The organism is Rhodococcus sp. NPDC003318, assembly GCF_042879035.1.
Lineage (GTDB): Bacteria > Actinomycetota > Actinomycetes > Mycobacteriales > Mycobacteriaceae > Rhodococcus_G.
On record NZ_JBIAOU010000001.1, the window covers coordinates 450,319 to 463,317 of the forward strand.

Below are 12,999 nucleotides of genomic sequence, written 5' to 3' on the forward strand. Positions count from 1 at the left end.
AACGAGCATTTACCCCATACAGGTGAACACACGTTCACCCCCTCGCGCAAATCGGACACGTCGGGGATGACCGCGTCCACAGGTCAGGCCGCCTCCCTGCCCTCCTTCGCGAACTCTCCCGCCGCAGCCCACGCCTCGCGTTCAGCGGCGAACGCGGTCGCCTGCGTCGCCCGGAAGGCGGCGATCGAATCGGCGTTCCCGGCCAGGAACGCCTCGTGCTCGGCGAGCGAGAAGCTGCCGTCGATGATCTGCACACCGCCCGCTCCGCCGGCGACGGTGTCGGCACGCAGGTCGAGCAGTTCGTCGGGTTCGACCGGATACCAGGAGATCCGGTCGAAGAACCGGAGCAGCCACGGGGTTCCGTCCTCGAAGGCGGCCGAGTTCTGCGGGTACCGGTGGTTCCACACCTGCGTGGTCCGGCCGACGAACTGGTAGCCGCCGGGTCCTTCCATGCCGTAGATGCACAGGTAGGCTCCGCCGATCCCGACGGCGTTCTCGGGGGTCCACGTCCGCGCGGGGTTGTACTTGGTGGTGACCAGGCGGTGCCGCGGGTCGAGTGGGGTCGCGACGGGGGCACCGAGGTAGACGTCGCCCAGGCCGAGCACGAGGTACCGGGCGTCGAAGACGGTGTCGAAGACGTCGGCCACCGAATCGAGCCCGTTCATCCGGCGGATGAACTCGATGTTCCAGGGGCACCACGGCGCGTCGGACCGGACGCCGTGCATGTACCGCTTGATCGCCTCCCGGGTCGACGGATCGTCCCAGGACAGCGGCATCCGGACCTCGCGGCTCGGCACCACCAGCTGCGACGAGTCCGGGATCTGTCCCTCCACCTCGTCGAGCAGACCCATCAGCGTCGGAACCGGCAGCACGTCGGGATCGACACGGACCTGCAACGAACGGATGCCGGGGGTCAGATCGAGCAGGCCGGTCGGCCGCTCCTCCTCGAGGCGCTGGTGCAATGCGTGCACGCGGGCCCGAAGCGCCAGATCGAGGGTCAGGTCTCCGTACTCGACGAGGACGTTGTCGTCACCGGAGCGACGGTAGGTGACCGACGTGGCGCCGTCGCGCCGGGCGATCACACCGTCGTCGCGGTCACCGGAGGTCGACAGCACCGCGGCGAACCCGGCCCGCCTGCGGACTCCGAGTTCCCGGGAGGACGCCGCGTGCGCCGCCTTCACCGGCACGAATCGGACGCGGTCACCCGGGCTCAGCTGCCCGAGCTTCCACCGCTCGGCGGACACCACGGTGACCGGGCACACGAAACCACCCAGGCTCGGTCCGTCCGGGCCGAGCAGGATCGGGGTGTCGCCGGTGAAGTCCAGCGCTCCGACGGAGTAGGCGTTGTCGTGGATGTTCGACGGGTGCAGGCCCGCCTCGCCGCCGTCGGGCCGGGCCCAGTCCGGTTGCGGTCCGACCAGTCGCACGCCGGTGCGGTCCGAGTTGAAGTGCACCTCGTAGTCGGTGGCGTACAGGGTGTCGATGTCGCCGCGGGTGAAGAATTCCGGCGCACCGTGCGGCCCCTCGGTGACGGCGATCTCCCACCGGCTCGCGATGACCGGCCGGTGCTCACCCGGCACCGGTTGCGCCGCGGCGTGGTTCGCGTCGGAACCGAGCGTCAGCACGTCACCGGCCCGCAGCACGCGACCCTCGTGTCCGCCGAATCTCCCGAGCGTGAAGGTCGCACCGCTGCCCAGGTACTCGGGCACCGCGATGCCGCCCCGGATCAGCAGGTAGATCCGTAGCCCGGAGCCGGAGACGGCACCGATGTCGAGCGCCCCGCCCGCGGGCACCGTGACCGGCTGCCACATCGGCACCGCAGGACCGTCCACCCGCACCGGCACCGGCGCGCCGGTCACACACACCACCGTGTCCTCGGAGAACCGCAGCGCAGGCCCGGCCATCGCGAACTCGAGTCCGGGCGCGCCCTCGGGATTCCCCACCGCGACGTTGCCGAGCCGGAACGACAGGTCGTCCATCGGCCCCGACGGCGGTACGCCGATCTGCCAGTAGCCGACCCGCCCCGGCCAGTCCTGGACGGTCGCGAGCACACCGGGCCGTTCGACCACCACACTGGTCATCGTGACTCCTCACGGGTAACGATCATCCGGACCTCGGTGGGGTCGAAACCGTTGCAGGGGTTGTTGATCTGCGGGCAGTTCGACACCAGCACCAGCGCGTCCACCTCGGCGCGCAGCGCGAGACGCTTCCCGGGCGCGGACAGGCCGTCGACGATGCCGAGGGTGCCGTCCGCGTCGACGGGCACGTTCATGAAGAAGTTGATGTTGGACACCAGGTCCCGCTTGCCGAGGCCCCACTTCGCGCCTTCGATCAGGAAGTTCTCGACGCAGGCGTGCTGGTGCTTGGTGTGGTGTCCGTAACGCAGGGTGTTGGACTCCTGCGAGCAGGCGCCGCCGACGGTGTCGTGGTTGCCGACCTCGTCGCCGACGATCGTCACCAGCGCACTGCCGTCGCACGCGCGGAGCACCGAGCCGGTGGTGAGGAACAGTCCCCGCTGCGCGGTGACGGTCACCGCTGCGTCGTACCGGACCCCGGTGTCGGTGGCCGAGTAGATCAGGGTGTCGACGGCCTGATTGCCGTGCAGGTCGACGATCGTCAGGACGTCGCCGGCCCGCACCACCGCGGACCAGGGGCCACGGGAGCCGACGACCTCGTCGAGGACGACGGCGCCGGGTACGAGGGCGAGGGACTCTGCGGAGGCGAGCGCGGTGGTCATCGGGCATCCTTCCCGAACCGCGAAGCGGCCCAGCTGTCTTCGGTGTTCAGTACTGCTCGGAGGTATTCGGGGTCGTCGTTCGGCAGATCGTCGAGGCCCTCGGGTGCCTGCCAGGCCAGCACCTCGAGGGAGGTGGTCGGGAAGTCGACGGCCGTGTCGAGCGGATGGGCGGTGTTGGCGATCAGGACGATCACCGGCAGGTGCAGCAGCAGCTCCACCTCGGCTCCGACGTCTGCGTTGCCGGTGGGCGTCAACGCGCCGTCCGGTTCGACCCGGACACCGTGGAAGAACGACAGCGCGGGTGGCAGGTCGCGGGGCGCGAGTCCGTGCTTGGCGGCGGCCAGGGTGAACAGTTCGCGGCCGGCTGGCGCACCCGAGTGGACCGCCCCCTCTCCGTACTTCGCCACATTTCCCGCGAGATATGTTGTGCCGCAGAATGCGTCGTGGCGTCCCGAGGTGTCCGCGACCACGGTGGCGAGCACCCGGCCCTGGTCGGACAGGAGTGGATGTCCGACGCCGAGGTACGCCTGCCACGGCACCTTGACGGTGTCGGCGGCGTTGAGCCGCTCGTGGGTGGCGTCGGCGCGGTACAGCAGCAGGTTCGCGCAGGCGCGACCCTCGATGTCGCGCAACCGGATCCGGGTTCCCCGGGCCTGTACCTTGCTGGTGTAGCGGCCACCGGGCACGGTCTCGGCCCAGGTCAGGCGACCGCCGTCGACTCCGGCGGGCGGGGTGGGCCACGCGGACGCGGGCAGCACCGGCATCGAGTCGGTGATCGCTCCGGCCTGCGAGCGGGCGTGTGCGCGGGCGGCGGTGGTGTTCGCGGTGCTGGTGGTGGACACTGCTCAGGCTCCAATCGTGACGGGGTTCGGGACGGCCTTGCCGCGCGGGTAGCAGAGCGCCCCGAGGAGCACGACCGCGGCGACGGTCAGCGGGCCGGCCCACTGCAGAACCGGGAATTCACCGGTGGGGTTGTAGATTTCGGCGCGGGGCCAGGCGAGGTTGATCACCATCAGCGACCCGTAGGCGACGGCGGCGATGTTGACCGGAAGCGCCCACCGGCCGAGGGAGAACAGCGGCCTGCCCTCGGCGTCGACCTGCGGGCCGCCGTGCGGCCAGCCCTTCAGCCGGCGCACCAGCAGCGGGACCGTGACCAGCAGGTAGGCCAGGTAGATCAGGATGATGCAGACGCTCGACAGGGTCGCGAAGATCGCCGAGTTGCCGACGTTGACGGCCAGGACCGCGATGCACAGCAGGCCGATGAGTACGGACGGTGCGATCGGGGTTCCGGTGCGCGGGTTGACCTTCGAGAGGGACGAGGAGGCGGGCAGCCGGCCGTCGCGGGCCATCGAGAACATCAGGCGCGAGGCCGCGGTCTGGATCGCGAGGGTGCATACGAACACGGCGATCGCGACGTCGACGAGCAGCAGGGTGCCCCACGGCGACGACAGGATCGAGTTCAGCACGTAGGGCAGGCCTTCGGTGGCCAGACGGCCGTCGGTGAGGCTGGGCGCCGCCATCAGTGCACCGACGATCATGAGTCCGCCGCCGAGGGCGGACACCGACAGCGCGAGGCGGATCGTGCGCGGCGCGACTCGGCGCGGGTTGCGCGTCTCCTCGGCGAGCTCACCGGCGGATCCGAATCCGACCATGACGTAGGCGGCCATCAGGCCGGAGACGATCCACGCCCAGATGTAACCGGGCTGCCCGCCGGCCTCACCGGTGTCGAACACCACCTGAGGACCCCGCTGGGCATGGGTGAAGAACATGCCGACCACGGCGATGACACCGACGATCTCGCAGGTGACACCGATGTTGTTGATCCGGGACATCCAGTTGACGCCGACGCAGTTGATGGTCGTGGTCAGCACCAGCAGGACCGAGCCGAGAAACACCGCGTTCGCGGCGCCCGAGGACGACGTCAACGCCGGGTCGTCGCCGATGATCTGGAAGCCGCTCCACACGTTCGGCAGCACCACCTGGAGGGCGATGGCGGCGGCGGAGGCGGTGACGATCTGGGCGAGGATCATGAACCAGCCGGCGAACCAGCCGATCACCTCGCCTGCCATGCGGCGTGACCACTGGTAGATCGCGCCGGAGATCGGGTACCGCGCCGCGAGCTCGGCGAAGCAGAGCGCGACCGTGAACTGGCCGACGAACACCACGGGCCAGGTCCAGAAGAAGGCCGGTCCGGCGAAACCGAAGCCGAGGCCGAACAGCTGGAAGATCGTGGTGAGGATGGAGACGAAAGAGAAGCCTGCGGCGAAGGAGGCGAATTTGCCGAGGGAGCGGTGCAGTTGCTGCTCGTACCCGAATTCGGCGAGATCACCGTCGTCGCCGGACTTCGATGCCCCGGTGTCGGATGCAAGGGTCGTCATGGGCTCTCCTGCGAGGTCTGGTCCGCCTGCGGTCGGCGGCTTTTCTGTCGGTTGACAGTTTTCTGGTCACCGGTTTTCGCCCGATGACTCCCACGTTTCCGCGTGTAGCCGTTGCATTGCGTCTCGATGTCCTGCGTTACACCCGCGTTTCGGCGCACTCACACGCCCGGTTTCGGTGCCCGTACTGCCAGGATGGGCACCATGAACGAACCGCTGGTGGTCCGCGACCCCGCGATGCGTCCGATCGGCGAACTCCTGCGCGAACCCGCACTGACGTGCCCACCCGAGACGACCGTCGCCGAGGCGGCGCGTGCGATGACCGACGGCCGGCGACGGTGCCTGCTGATCCCGCTGCCCGGCGGGTCCTTCGGCATCCTCACCGAGGGTGACCTGCGGCGACGAGTGGTCGCCGCGGGCATGGACGCGCAGGTACCGGTGGCCGCCGTCATGACCTCGCCCGCGCGCACGGCCGTCGCGGACACCCTCGGCGCGGACGCACTGCTGGACATGCTCACGCACGGTGTGCGTCGACTCCCGGTGCTCTCCGCCACCGGCGAACCACTGGGCGTGATCGAGGACGCCGATCTGCTCGCCAACGCCACCCGCGGCGGCTTCCTGCTGCGGGCCGAGATCGCCCGCGCCGAGAACTCGGACCGACTCGTCGCGGCGACCGCGCGAATTCCGACCCTCGCGGTGGCGCTGTCGAGGGCTCGGGTCGCCGCGCTCGACGTCAGCGCCGTCCACTCCGCCCTCGTCGAATCCGCCGTCAGCCGCACCGTCGAGCTGGTCGACGCCGAATCCCCGTGCGACGCCGCGTGGCTCGTCCTCGGCAGCGTCGCCCGGCGGGAAGCGCTGCCCGGTTCCGACGTCGACAGCGCGACGACGTGGGCCGACGACACGAGCGGCGAGAGCGCGCGAGTCCGTGCGACGCGCGTGCATTCGCTGCTCGACCGGTGCGGCCTGCGCGCCGACGACAAGGGCGCCCTCGCATCGCGGCCACGGTTCGCCCGCTCACTCGCCGACTGGGACGCGGCGATCGACGGCTGGCTCGCCGACCCGTACTCCGACCAGGGCCTGGTGATGCTGTCGATGCTGCTCGACAGCCGCGTCGTCGGCGGCGAACCGGAATTCGACCTGGCCTCGTCGACGGCGCGAGCGCTGCGGCCCCGTTCCGACGCGCTGCGCCTGCTGCTGCGGGAGGCGGTGGAGGACAAGGCGCGGATGCCTGCCCGCCGCGGAATCGTCAGCCGGCGAGCCGAACCGATGAACGTCAAGGTCCACGGCCTGTCACCGGTCGTGAACATCGCGCGATGGGCGGGTACCGCGTCCGGACTCGCCGCGGAGACCACGCCGATCCGCCTTCGGGCGGCCGCCTCGAGCGGAGCGCTCTCGGAGGACGACGCCCGGGTGCTCGCCGAAACCTTCGACGTGTTCACCCAGATCCGATTACGCAACCAGTGCGAGCAGATCGAGCGAGGTGAGCCGCCCACCGACGTCGTCGACCCCGACAGGCTGAGTCCGTTGCAGCGCAGCCTGCTGGCCGGCGCGGTCAGGGAGGTCGCCGGAGTGCAGCGCACCCTCGCCTACGCCGGACCACCCGCGTGAGCGCCGAATCGTCCCGTCATCCGGACCTGTTCGCCGGACTGCCCTGCGAGGTGGTGCACGGGGTCGAGCAGACGGTCGCGGCCGAGCGACTGGAGGGCTTGCGACCCGGCCGCGACGACGTCGCCGACCTGATCGCGCTGGCCACCGGCGACCTCGCGCACACGGATCACCTCCGAACACAGCGAGTCCGGGCCGCGGCACTGCCCACGACCACCCGGCGAAAGCTGCTCGCGCTCCCGCGGCCCTACCTGGTCACGGGAACACCCGTGCTCCGCAACAACTTCGGCATCCTCGACGTCGAACAGCTACGCCGGGTCGAGTTCACGGCGACGGCGTCGCGCCTGCTGCAGGAGCACCTGCGCGGCGCTCCCGCGGTCCGCGACATCGACGCCGACCACGTCCTGGCCCTGCATCGCGCCGTGTTCGGCGACGTGTTCGCGTGGGCGGGCCAGAAGCGGATCGTGGACCTGTCGAAGAACGGCGACGGATTCGCCCCGGTCGGTGCGATCGACCGGTATCTGCGCGAGGTGGAGATCGCGATCGCGACGGTCGACTGGCCGCGCGTCGACCGCGGCCGGCTCGCGTATGCGCTGTCGGCGGTGTACGTCACCTACAACCACGCGCACCCGTTCCGGGAGGGCAACGGCCGAACCGGCACCCTGCTGCTGCACCAGCTCTGCGCGCCGACGGAGTTCCGCCTGGATCTGTCGGAGGTGGACCGGACCGAGTGGGTTGCCGCGTCGCGGGATTCGGCACCGTTCCGGCGCATCGGCGCGCCCAGTCCCCGGCCGATGATCCCGCTGCTGAGCCGGTCTCTGGTGTCCAGGGAACGGGTCAGCGGAACACGGCGTCGGTGACGGTGGCGCGGAAGAACTCTCCCTCGTCCCGGCGGTCGGTTCCCCACCACCACCCGGCCCGGAAGCGGACGGCGCCGGCCGGCCGCGCTGCGCGCGATCCGATCGTCCCTCGCGGACATCACCGGCACCAATCCGCCGAGCCGCCAGCGCATCTCACCGACGCCCCCGATGTACCGGTCGTACCCGAGGACCGGCATGCCCGCGACCTTCGCGGTCGCGGCCCACACGAATCCGACACCGGGCCGCAGGATCTGCGTCGCGGTGAATCATCGCCAGGCCCCCAGCCTGATCTCGCCGTGCATCGTCAGGCCGGCGACTGTCGCGAGCGGTGTGGCCGGCGCGATCGACCGACGCAGCCAGCGCTGCACGGAATTCGGCAGCCCCGTCACCCGCACCGGATCGAAGGTCGCGGAGGCCTCCGGACCGGCACCGAGCGCATGCCAGTGCCGGGCGACCGCACGGGCGGATCGCGGTGGGGCCGGAAGTTCGGACATGCCGCCTCCCTGAGTCGCGAGTGTGCCGGACCACGGTAACCCGACCGGTCCCTGGCAGGATGGAACCGTGACCAACGCCGGCCCCGGACGTCCCCGCCTGAGCAAGCAGCGCCGACCAGGCCCGACCGCCGCCGCGGAGATCCTCGACGCGGCCGCGGAGCTGTTCACCACCAAGGGTTTCGCGTCCACGTCGACACGACAGATCGCGGACGCGGTCGGCATGCGGCAGGCGTCGCTCTACCACCATTTCGCCACCAAGGACGACATTCTCGCCGCACTCCTCGAACGCACCGTCTCGGAGGCGCTCGCGCTCGCGGACACCCTCGCCGACGGGACCGAACCCTCGGCCGTCCGGCTGTATGCCCTGCTGCGGTTCGACGCGGACCAGCTGCTGTCGAGCCGGTGGAATCTCGGTGCCCTCTATCTGCTTCCGGAGCTGCGCACCGATCGGTTCGCCCCGTTCCGCGAGGAACGTCAGAAGCTGCGCAGTCGCTACCGGCAGATGGCCGAGCTGGTTCTCGACGAGCTCGGGGCCGACGAGGACATCCGCGCCGGTTTGCCCTTCCGCATCGTCGAGACCGTGATCAACGAGCGCAGCGACACCGAGAGCGGCGACGGACCGGGGAGCGCCCTCGCCTCCACCGCGATCGCCGACGCGGGGCTGCGGGTCCTCGGTTGGACCACGGTCGCCGAGCTCGCCGCGCCCGCGGAGGTCCTGCTCGCCGCATACCGGAGGTCGGTCGACGATGCCCGGTGACTGCGCCTTCTGCGAGGTGGTCGCCGGTCGCGCCCCCGCTCACCTCGTGTACGAGGACGACGACACCGTGGCGTTCCTCGATCAGCGGCCGGTGTTCCCGGGGCACGTCCTGCTCGTCCCCCGCGTCCACGTCCGCGTCCTGGAAGATCTACCCGCCGACCTCGTGTCCCCCGTTTTCGGTGTCGTGCAGCGAATCTCGACCGCCGTCACGGCAGCGCTCGGCGCACAGGGTTCGTTCGTCGCGATGAACAACGTCGTCTCCCAGTCCGTCCCGCACCTGCACGTCCACATCGTGCCCCGCACCAAGGGCGACGGACTGCGCGGATTCTTCTGGCCCCGGACGAAATACGCCGACGAAGCCGAGGCAGCGGAGGTCGCAGCCCGGATCGCTGCCGTCCTCGACACCCCGGACGCACCGTGACAGCGCTGCACCCGCCCACCGAACCGTACGATTCCGGCCCCTCGACACCACCGACGGGCACACCCCTCCACCGGGAGTCGGTCGGCGACCCGAGGGCACGCCCGACGCCCTCGTCACCGCCATCGACGAATTCGCGCGCCTCCTGCGCTAACGGAACCCCCGTGAACGCGATCAACCAGCCATGATCGGATTCCTGCCCGACCTCCCACTGATTCTCGACGGCGACACGTGGGGGTTCCTCAGTTGGAACCCCTTCGCCCGATGGTTCAACAAGTTCTGAGGCCGGTGCCCGAAGTCTCGCGCGGTCCGAAGCTCGCGTGGTCCGAAGTCTCGCGTGGTCCGGTGTCCACCGAGCCGGCGACGAAGCTCGATCTCTGGACAGCGGGGGCCAATTCACGGCACAATAGAACACATGTTCGAGTCGGGGGGTTCGGAATGCACGCCGGAGGCGGAGACTCCGGGCGTGCTCCGCGGTGTCCCCGAGTCGGAGTGGACGTCCGTTCTCCGGGAACAGCATGCGGCGATCGCGCTAGCCCAGTTCGTCGAGGTGGACGCGATCGCGACTGTCCACATCACCCGCTGCGCCGAGGACGCACACCTGGGCCGCAACCAGGCGTTCCACGGCGAATTCGCCAACGCCGAGGTCGGGGTGAGGCGGACCGCGACGTCCGCTTCCACGCCAACGAGGACGGCACCTGCACGATCGACGGCACCCTCCCCGGCCCCGGTGGCCGCGTTGTCGCAATGCGACTGCGCGCCATGTGCTTCGACGTGTGCGGCCGCGACCCCCGCACCTTCGCCCAACGCCGCGCGGACGCACTCGTCGCACTCGCTGCCGGCGCCACACGCCTCGACTGCCTGTGCGGGCGTTCCGACTGCGACAGGAAAGAACCTGCGCCCGAATCTCCCTCGTCGGCGGACACACAGGACACAACCCCGGTCACCGCCGACTCGGACACCGAGAGCAGCGCTGACACCGGGAACGACAACACCGGCACGGGCACCGGTAGCAGAGCCGGCACCGGGAACGACGACACCGGCACCGGGAACGACATCGACAGCACTGCGACCAGAATCGGCCCACCGGTCGGCACGGCATCCGAAGTCGGCGTCAGTCATCCGCTTCGCAACGCGAGCGTGGTGGCGGGTTTGCCGCCGCTACCGGCGGCCCAGATCCACGTCGGGTGAATCCGACGACTCTCCTCGGGCTCGACGACCTGCCCGCCTACTTCGCCGGCCGCGGCTACATCGATGCCGATCTGGCCCGGGACATCGCAGCGGACGGAATCTGACGACGAACCGCCGTTCCGACACTCACCACGCCGCGGGGTGGCTACCCGCGCACGCCGGCCTCGACGCGTTCGTGGGCGTCGTCGGCGGCGGATGCTCGAGGGGTTTCCGGGTTCTCGCTGCGTCCGCGGTAGGTTCGGTCGAGGAGGACCGTGAACACACCGGCCACGACGAGCACTCCACCGAAGAGGTAGTACAGCTTCTCGGGTGTCCACCCGCCGTCGAGCAGGTACCCGGTGAGGATGGGAGCGACGATCGACACGAGGCGTCCGACACCGATCATCAGGCCGACACCGGTGCCGCGGACGGCGGCGGGGTAGACGGACGGGCTGATCGCGTAGTAGCCGGCGACGCCGCCGTTGGCGGCCATGCCGACCAGGATGCACAGTGCCATGCCGAGCGCGATGATCTCGAATCCGGTTGCGTACGCGGCGAACACGATTGCGCCACCGAACATCAGCAGGGCGTTGACCATGCGGGGCCGCAGCACCATCGTCAGTCCCGCGAACACGAGGGCGCCGATGACGCCGCCGATGTTGATGAGGACGCCGGCGAGAGTGCCGGTGCTCGCGTTGTCGGTGACGTCGGTGAGGAGCTTGGGGGTCCAGGTGTTCGCAAAGTAGAACGCCGCCATCAGGCAGGAGTACCCGAGCCACAGGAAGGCGGTCCGGCGGCCCATGATTCCGGTGAACAGTCCGCCCCTGACGCTGCGCACCTGCGCGGTCGCCACCGGCTCGGGGAGCTGCTCCGCGGTGTCGTATCCGAGCTTCGTCGCGATCGCGTTGTACTTCGCGAGTGCGTTCTTCGGCCGCTTCTCGATCAGGAACTCGGTGGATTCGGGCAGCGAGCGGATCACCACGAGCAGCAGGATCGCGGTGACGACGGTGCCGAACACGAACGCCGACCGCCAACCCCACTGGGCGATGAGCACACCGGAGATCGCGCCACCGAGCGCCACGCCCGCCGGCAGGCCGGCGCCGTAGATGCCGAGTGCGAGTCCGCGCCGCTTGTCGCTGCTGTTCTCCGACACCAGGATGTTCAGGCCGGCGACGAGGCCACCGATGCCGAGTCCGGCGAACGCGCGGAACGCGATGAGCTGCTCGGGGCCGGACGCGACGGCGGACAGACCCATGCCGATGGTGACGAGCGTGAGGCACGCGATCGTCATGGTCCGTCGCCCGACGCGGTCACCGAGGGGGGACAGCAGGAACGCGCCGATCGCCATGCCGATGAGTCCGGCGCTGAGCAGGTAACCGACCTGGACGGAGTCGAGGCCCCAGTCCTTGCTCAGGTGCGGCGCGACGAATGCCATGATCAGGATCTCGAATCCGTCCACCATGCAGAGCAGGAAGCAGATCACGATCGTCTGGATCTGGAACCGGCGCATCGGCTGCGTCCGGATCGCTTCGCGAATGTCCATGTCGGGCCTTTCGGGCGGGAGGGGGTCCTCCCGCGGCACGTCGCCGGTCGGTGATCGCACGGCGATTCGAGGAGGGGTGATGTGCATCGACTGCACGGTCGCGGCCCGGGATCGACGGCGCGATCGGGCCAGGAGCACGAGGCGAGGAGGGGTGCGATCGAGTGACGGCGGGGCTGGCCGGAACACTCCGAGCACGAACAGGGTGACAGCGCTCACCGTGCGTTGTCAATCGGCGGTCCGCACTTACAGTGAGGTGTGGCCACTTCCGAGACGAACTCGAATCCCACGCCCGCCGCGGGCACCCAGACCCTCGCGCGTGGCTTGCACGCCCTCGAGCTGGTCGCGTATTCGGCTGGGGGACTTACCATTCAGGATGTGGCGGACCAACTCGGCGTGCATCGCAGCATCGCGACCCGCCTGCTCGCCACCATCGCCGACCGGCGGTTGATCAATCGAGGTCAGGACGGTCGGTACCGCGCCGCCGGTGGGCTCGCCGCGCTGGCGCGGGAGGTCTACGCGGGGCTGCGTGAACAGGCGACTCCCCTGATGAAGGACCTCGCCGACCGGCTCGGTGCCAGCGTCGCGCTCTTCGTCGCCGAGGCGGACGACGCGGTCGCGGTGACGGTCGCCGAGCCGGCGAACTCGGCCGTCCGGGTCTCGTTCCGGCAGGGTGGCCGGCATCCACTCGGCCGGGGCGCGGCGGGGTACGCCCTGCTGGCAGCGCTGCCGGCACGCGACGGCGAGGATCCGCGCGTGACGGACGCCCGGCGGACGGGTTACGTGCTCAGTTACGGCGAGGTGGAGCCCGGCTACTGGGGGCTCGGGGTGCCGCTGACTCGGCCGGAGAACGAACCGGCGGCGTGCCTCACCCTGATCAGTGCTTCGAAGGAGCTGATCGAGGCGTCGATCGAGGCGACCGTGCAGGCGGCCGCCCAGTTGGGCCGTTACGCCGCCTGACCTGCTCCTTTCCCCGAGACCCGCGCCGGAACCCGGCGCGGGTCTCGTCGTTCCCGGGGACGGGTTCTCCCCCGCTTCTTGAC

The 12,999-nt window shown here is 70.1% G+C and carries 12 protein-coding genes and 1 pseudogene; 6 read left to right on the plus strand and 7 right to left on the minus strand.

Annotation, left to right across the window (positions count from 1 at the left end):
* Positions 1 to 83: 83 nt before the first annotated feature.
* From ACFYVR_RS01990 to ACFYVR_RS02005, 4 genes are read right to left on the minus strand one after another with little or no spacing between them, the layout of a single operon-like run.
* Complete coding sequence (locus tag ACFYVR_RS01990) at positions 84 to 2,081, minus strand: 5-oxoprolinase/urea amidolyase family protein (protein ID WP_387469056.1); 1,998 nt, start codon at positions 2,079 to 2,081, stop codon at positions 84 to 86.
* On the minus strand, positions 2,078 to 2,737 hold the full coding sequence (locus ACFYVR_RS01995; RefSeq protein ID WP_387469058.1) for an urea amidolyase associated protein UAAP2: 660 nt from the start codon (positions 2,735 to 2,737) through the stop codon (positions 2,078 to 2,080). The genes ACFYVR_RS01990 and ACFYVR_RS01995 overlap by 4 nt, the downstream gene beginning before the upstream one ends.
* A complete protein-coding gene (locus ACFYVR_RS02000) occupies positions 2,734 to 3,579 on the minus strand; it encodes an urea amidolyase associated protein UAAP1 (RefSeq protein WP_387469060.1) in 846 nt (281 codons plus the stop codon). Before ACFYVR_RS02000 ends, ACFYVR_RS01995 begins: the two co-directional genes overlap by 4 nt.
* Before the next feature lie 3 nt (positions 3,580 to 3,582).
* On the minus strand, positions 3,583 to 5,115 hold the full coding sequence (locus ACFYVR_RS02005; protein ID WP_387469062.1) for an amino acid permease: 1,533 nt from the start codon (positions 5,113 to 5,115) through the stop codon (positions 3,583 to 3,585).
* Positions 5,116 to 5,316: 201 nt separating this feature from the next.
* Between ACFYVR_RS02005 and ACFYVR_RS02010 the strand changes: the two genes are divergently transcribed.
* Both ACFYVR_RS02010 and ACFYVR_RS02015 read left to right on the plus strand, forming a co-directional pair.
* A complete protein-coding gene (locus ACFYVR_RS02010) occupies positions 5,317 to 6,720 on the plus strand; it encodes a putative nucleotidyltransferase substrate binding domain-containing protein (protein WP_387469064.1) in 1,404 nt (467 codons plus the stop codon).
* On the plus strand, positions 6,717 to 7,577 hold the full coding sequence (locus ACFYVR_RS02015) for a Fic family protein (protein WP_387469066.1): 861 nt from the start codon (positions 6,717 to 6,719) through the stop codon (positions 7,575 to 7,577). The genes ACFYVR_RS02010 and ACFYVR_RS02015 overlap by 4 nt, the downstream gene beginning before the upstream one ends.
* 86 nt (positions 7,578 to 7,663) lie before the next feature.
* Here ACFYVR_RS02015 and ACFYVR_RS02020 read toward each other — a convergent pair.
* A pseudogene (locus tag ACFYVR_RS02020) lies at positions 7,664 to 7,831 on the minus strand (DUF6544 family protein); the annotation flags it as partial.
* Between the two features lie 12 nt (positions 7,832 to 7,843).
* Positions 7,844 to 8,071 carry a DUF6544 family protein gene (locus ACFYVR_RS02025; protein ID WP_387469068.1) on the minus strand — a complete coding sequence of 76 codons (228 nt, stop codon included), beginning with the start codon at positions 8,069 to 8,071 and terminating at the stop codon, positions 7,844 to 7,846.
* A 67-nt stretch (positions 8,072 to 8,138) separates the two neighbouring features.
* Between ACFYVR_RS02025 and ACFYVR_RS02030 the strand changes: the two genes are divergently transcribed.
* From ACFYVR_RS02030 to ACFYVR_RS02040, 3 genes are all read left to right on the plus strand, one after another.
* A complete protein-coding gene (locus tag ACFYVR_RS02030) occupies positions 8,139 to 8,828 on the plus strand; it encodes a TetR/AcrR family transcriptional regulator (protein ID WP_387469070.1) in 690 nt (229 codons plus the stop codon).
* Positions 8,818 to 9,249, plus strand: a complete 432-nt coding sequence (locus tag ACFYVR_RS02035; RefSeq protein ID WP_387469072.1) for an HIT family protein — start codon at positions 8,818 to 8,820, stop codon at positions 9,247 to 9,249. The genes ACFYVR_RS02030 and ACFYVR_RS02035 overlap by 11 nt, the downstream gene beginning before the upstream one ends.
* Positions 9,250 to 9,684: 435 nt before the next feature.
* The gene (locus ACFYVR_RS02040) at positions 9,685 to 10,437 is read left to right on the plus strand and encodes a DUF222 domain-containing protein (RefSeq protein WP_387469075.1); all 753 of its coding nucleotides are present in this window, start codon (positions 9,685 to 9,687) and stop codon (positions 10,435 to 10,437) included.
* Between the two features lie 145 nt (positions 10,438 to 10,582).
* On the opposite strand, the gene ACFYVR_RS02045 is transcribed toward ACFYVR_RS02040, so the two are convergent.
* A complete protein-coding gene (locus tag ACFYVR_RS02045; protein ID WP_387469077.1) occupies positions 10,583 to 11,959 on the minus strand; it encodes an MFS transporter in 1,377 nt (458 codons plus the stop codon).
* A gap of 255 nt (positions 11,960 to 12,214) precedes the next feature.
* Between ACFYVR_RS02045 and ACFYVR_RS02050 the strand changes: the two genes are divergently transcribed.
* Positions 12,215 to 12,916, plus strand: coding sequence for a helix-turn-helix domain-containing protein (locus tag ACFYVR_RS02050; RefSeq protein ID WP_387469079.1), 702 nt, complete (start codon positions 12,215 to 12,217; stop codon positions 12,914 to 12,916).
* The last annotated feature ends 83 nt before the right edge of the window (positions 12,917 to 12,999 follow it).

What these genes read in the sequence shown, in the direction of transcription:
- ACFYVR_RS01990 (WP_387469056.1), bottom strand. Translation starts at nt 2,081, where the DNA reads ATGACCAGTGTGGTGGTCGAACGGCCCGGTGTGCTCGCGACCGTCCAG.
- ACFYVR_RS01995 (WP_387469058.1), bottom strand. Translation starts at nt 2,737, where the DNA reads ATGACCACCGCGCTCGCCTCCGCAGAGTCCCTCGCCCTCGTACCCGGC.
- ACFYVR_RS02005 (WP_387469062.1), bottom strand. Translation starts at nt 5,115, where the DNA reads ATGACGACCCTTGCATCCGACACCGGGGCATCGAAGTCCGGCGACGAC.
- ACFYVR_RS02010 (WP_387469064.1), top strand. Translation starts at nt 5,317, where the DNA reads ATGAACGAACCGCTGGTGGTCCGCGACCCCGCGATGCGTCCGATCGGC.
- ACFYVR_RS02025 (WP_387469068.1), bottom strand. Translation starts at nt 8,071, where the DNA reads ATGTCCGAACTTCCGGCCCCACCGCGATCCGCCCGTGCGGTCGCCCGG.
- ACFYVR_RS02035 (WP_387469072.1), top strand. Translation starts at nt 8,818, where the DNA reads ATGCCCGGTGACTGCGCCTTCTGCGAGGTGGTCGCCGGTCGCGCCCCC.
- ACFYVR_RS02040 (WP_387469075.1), top strand. Translation starts at nt 9,685, where the DNA reads ATGCACGCCGGAGGCGGAGACTCCGGGCGTGCTCCGCGGTGTCCCCGA.
- ACFYVR_RS02045 (WP_387469077.1), bottom strand. Translation starts at nt 11,959, where the DNA reads ATGGACATTCGCGAAGCGATCCGGACGCAGCCGATGCGCCGGTTCCAG.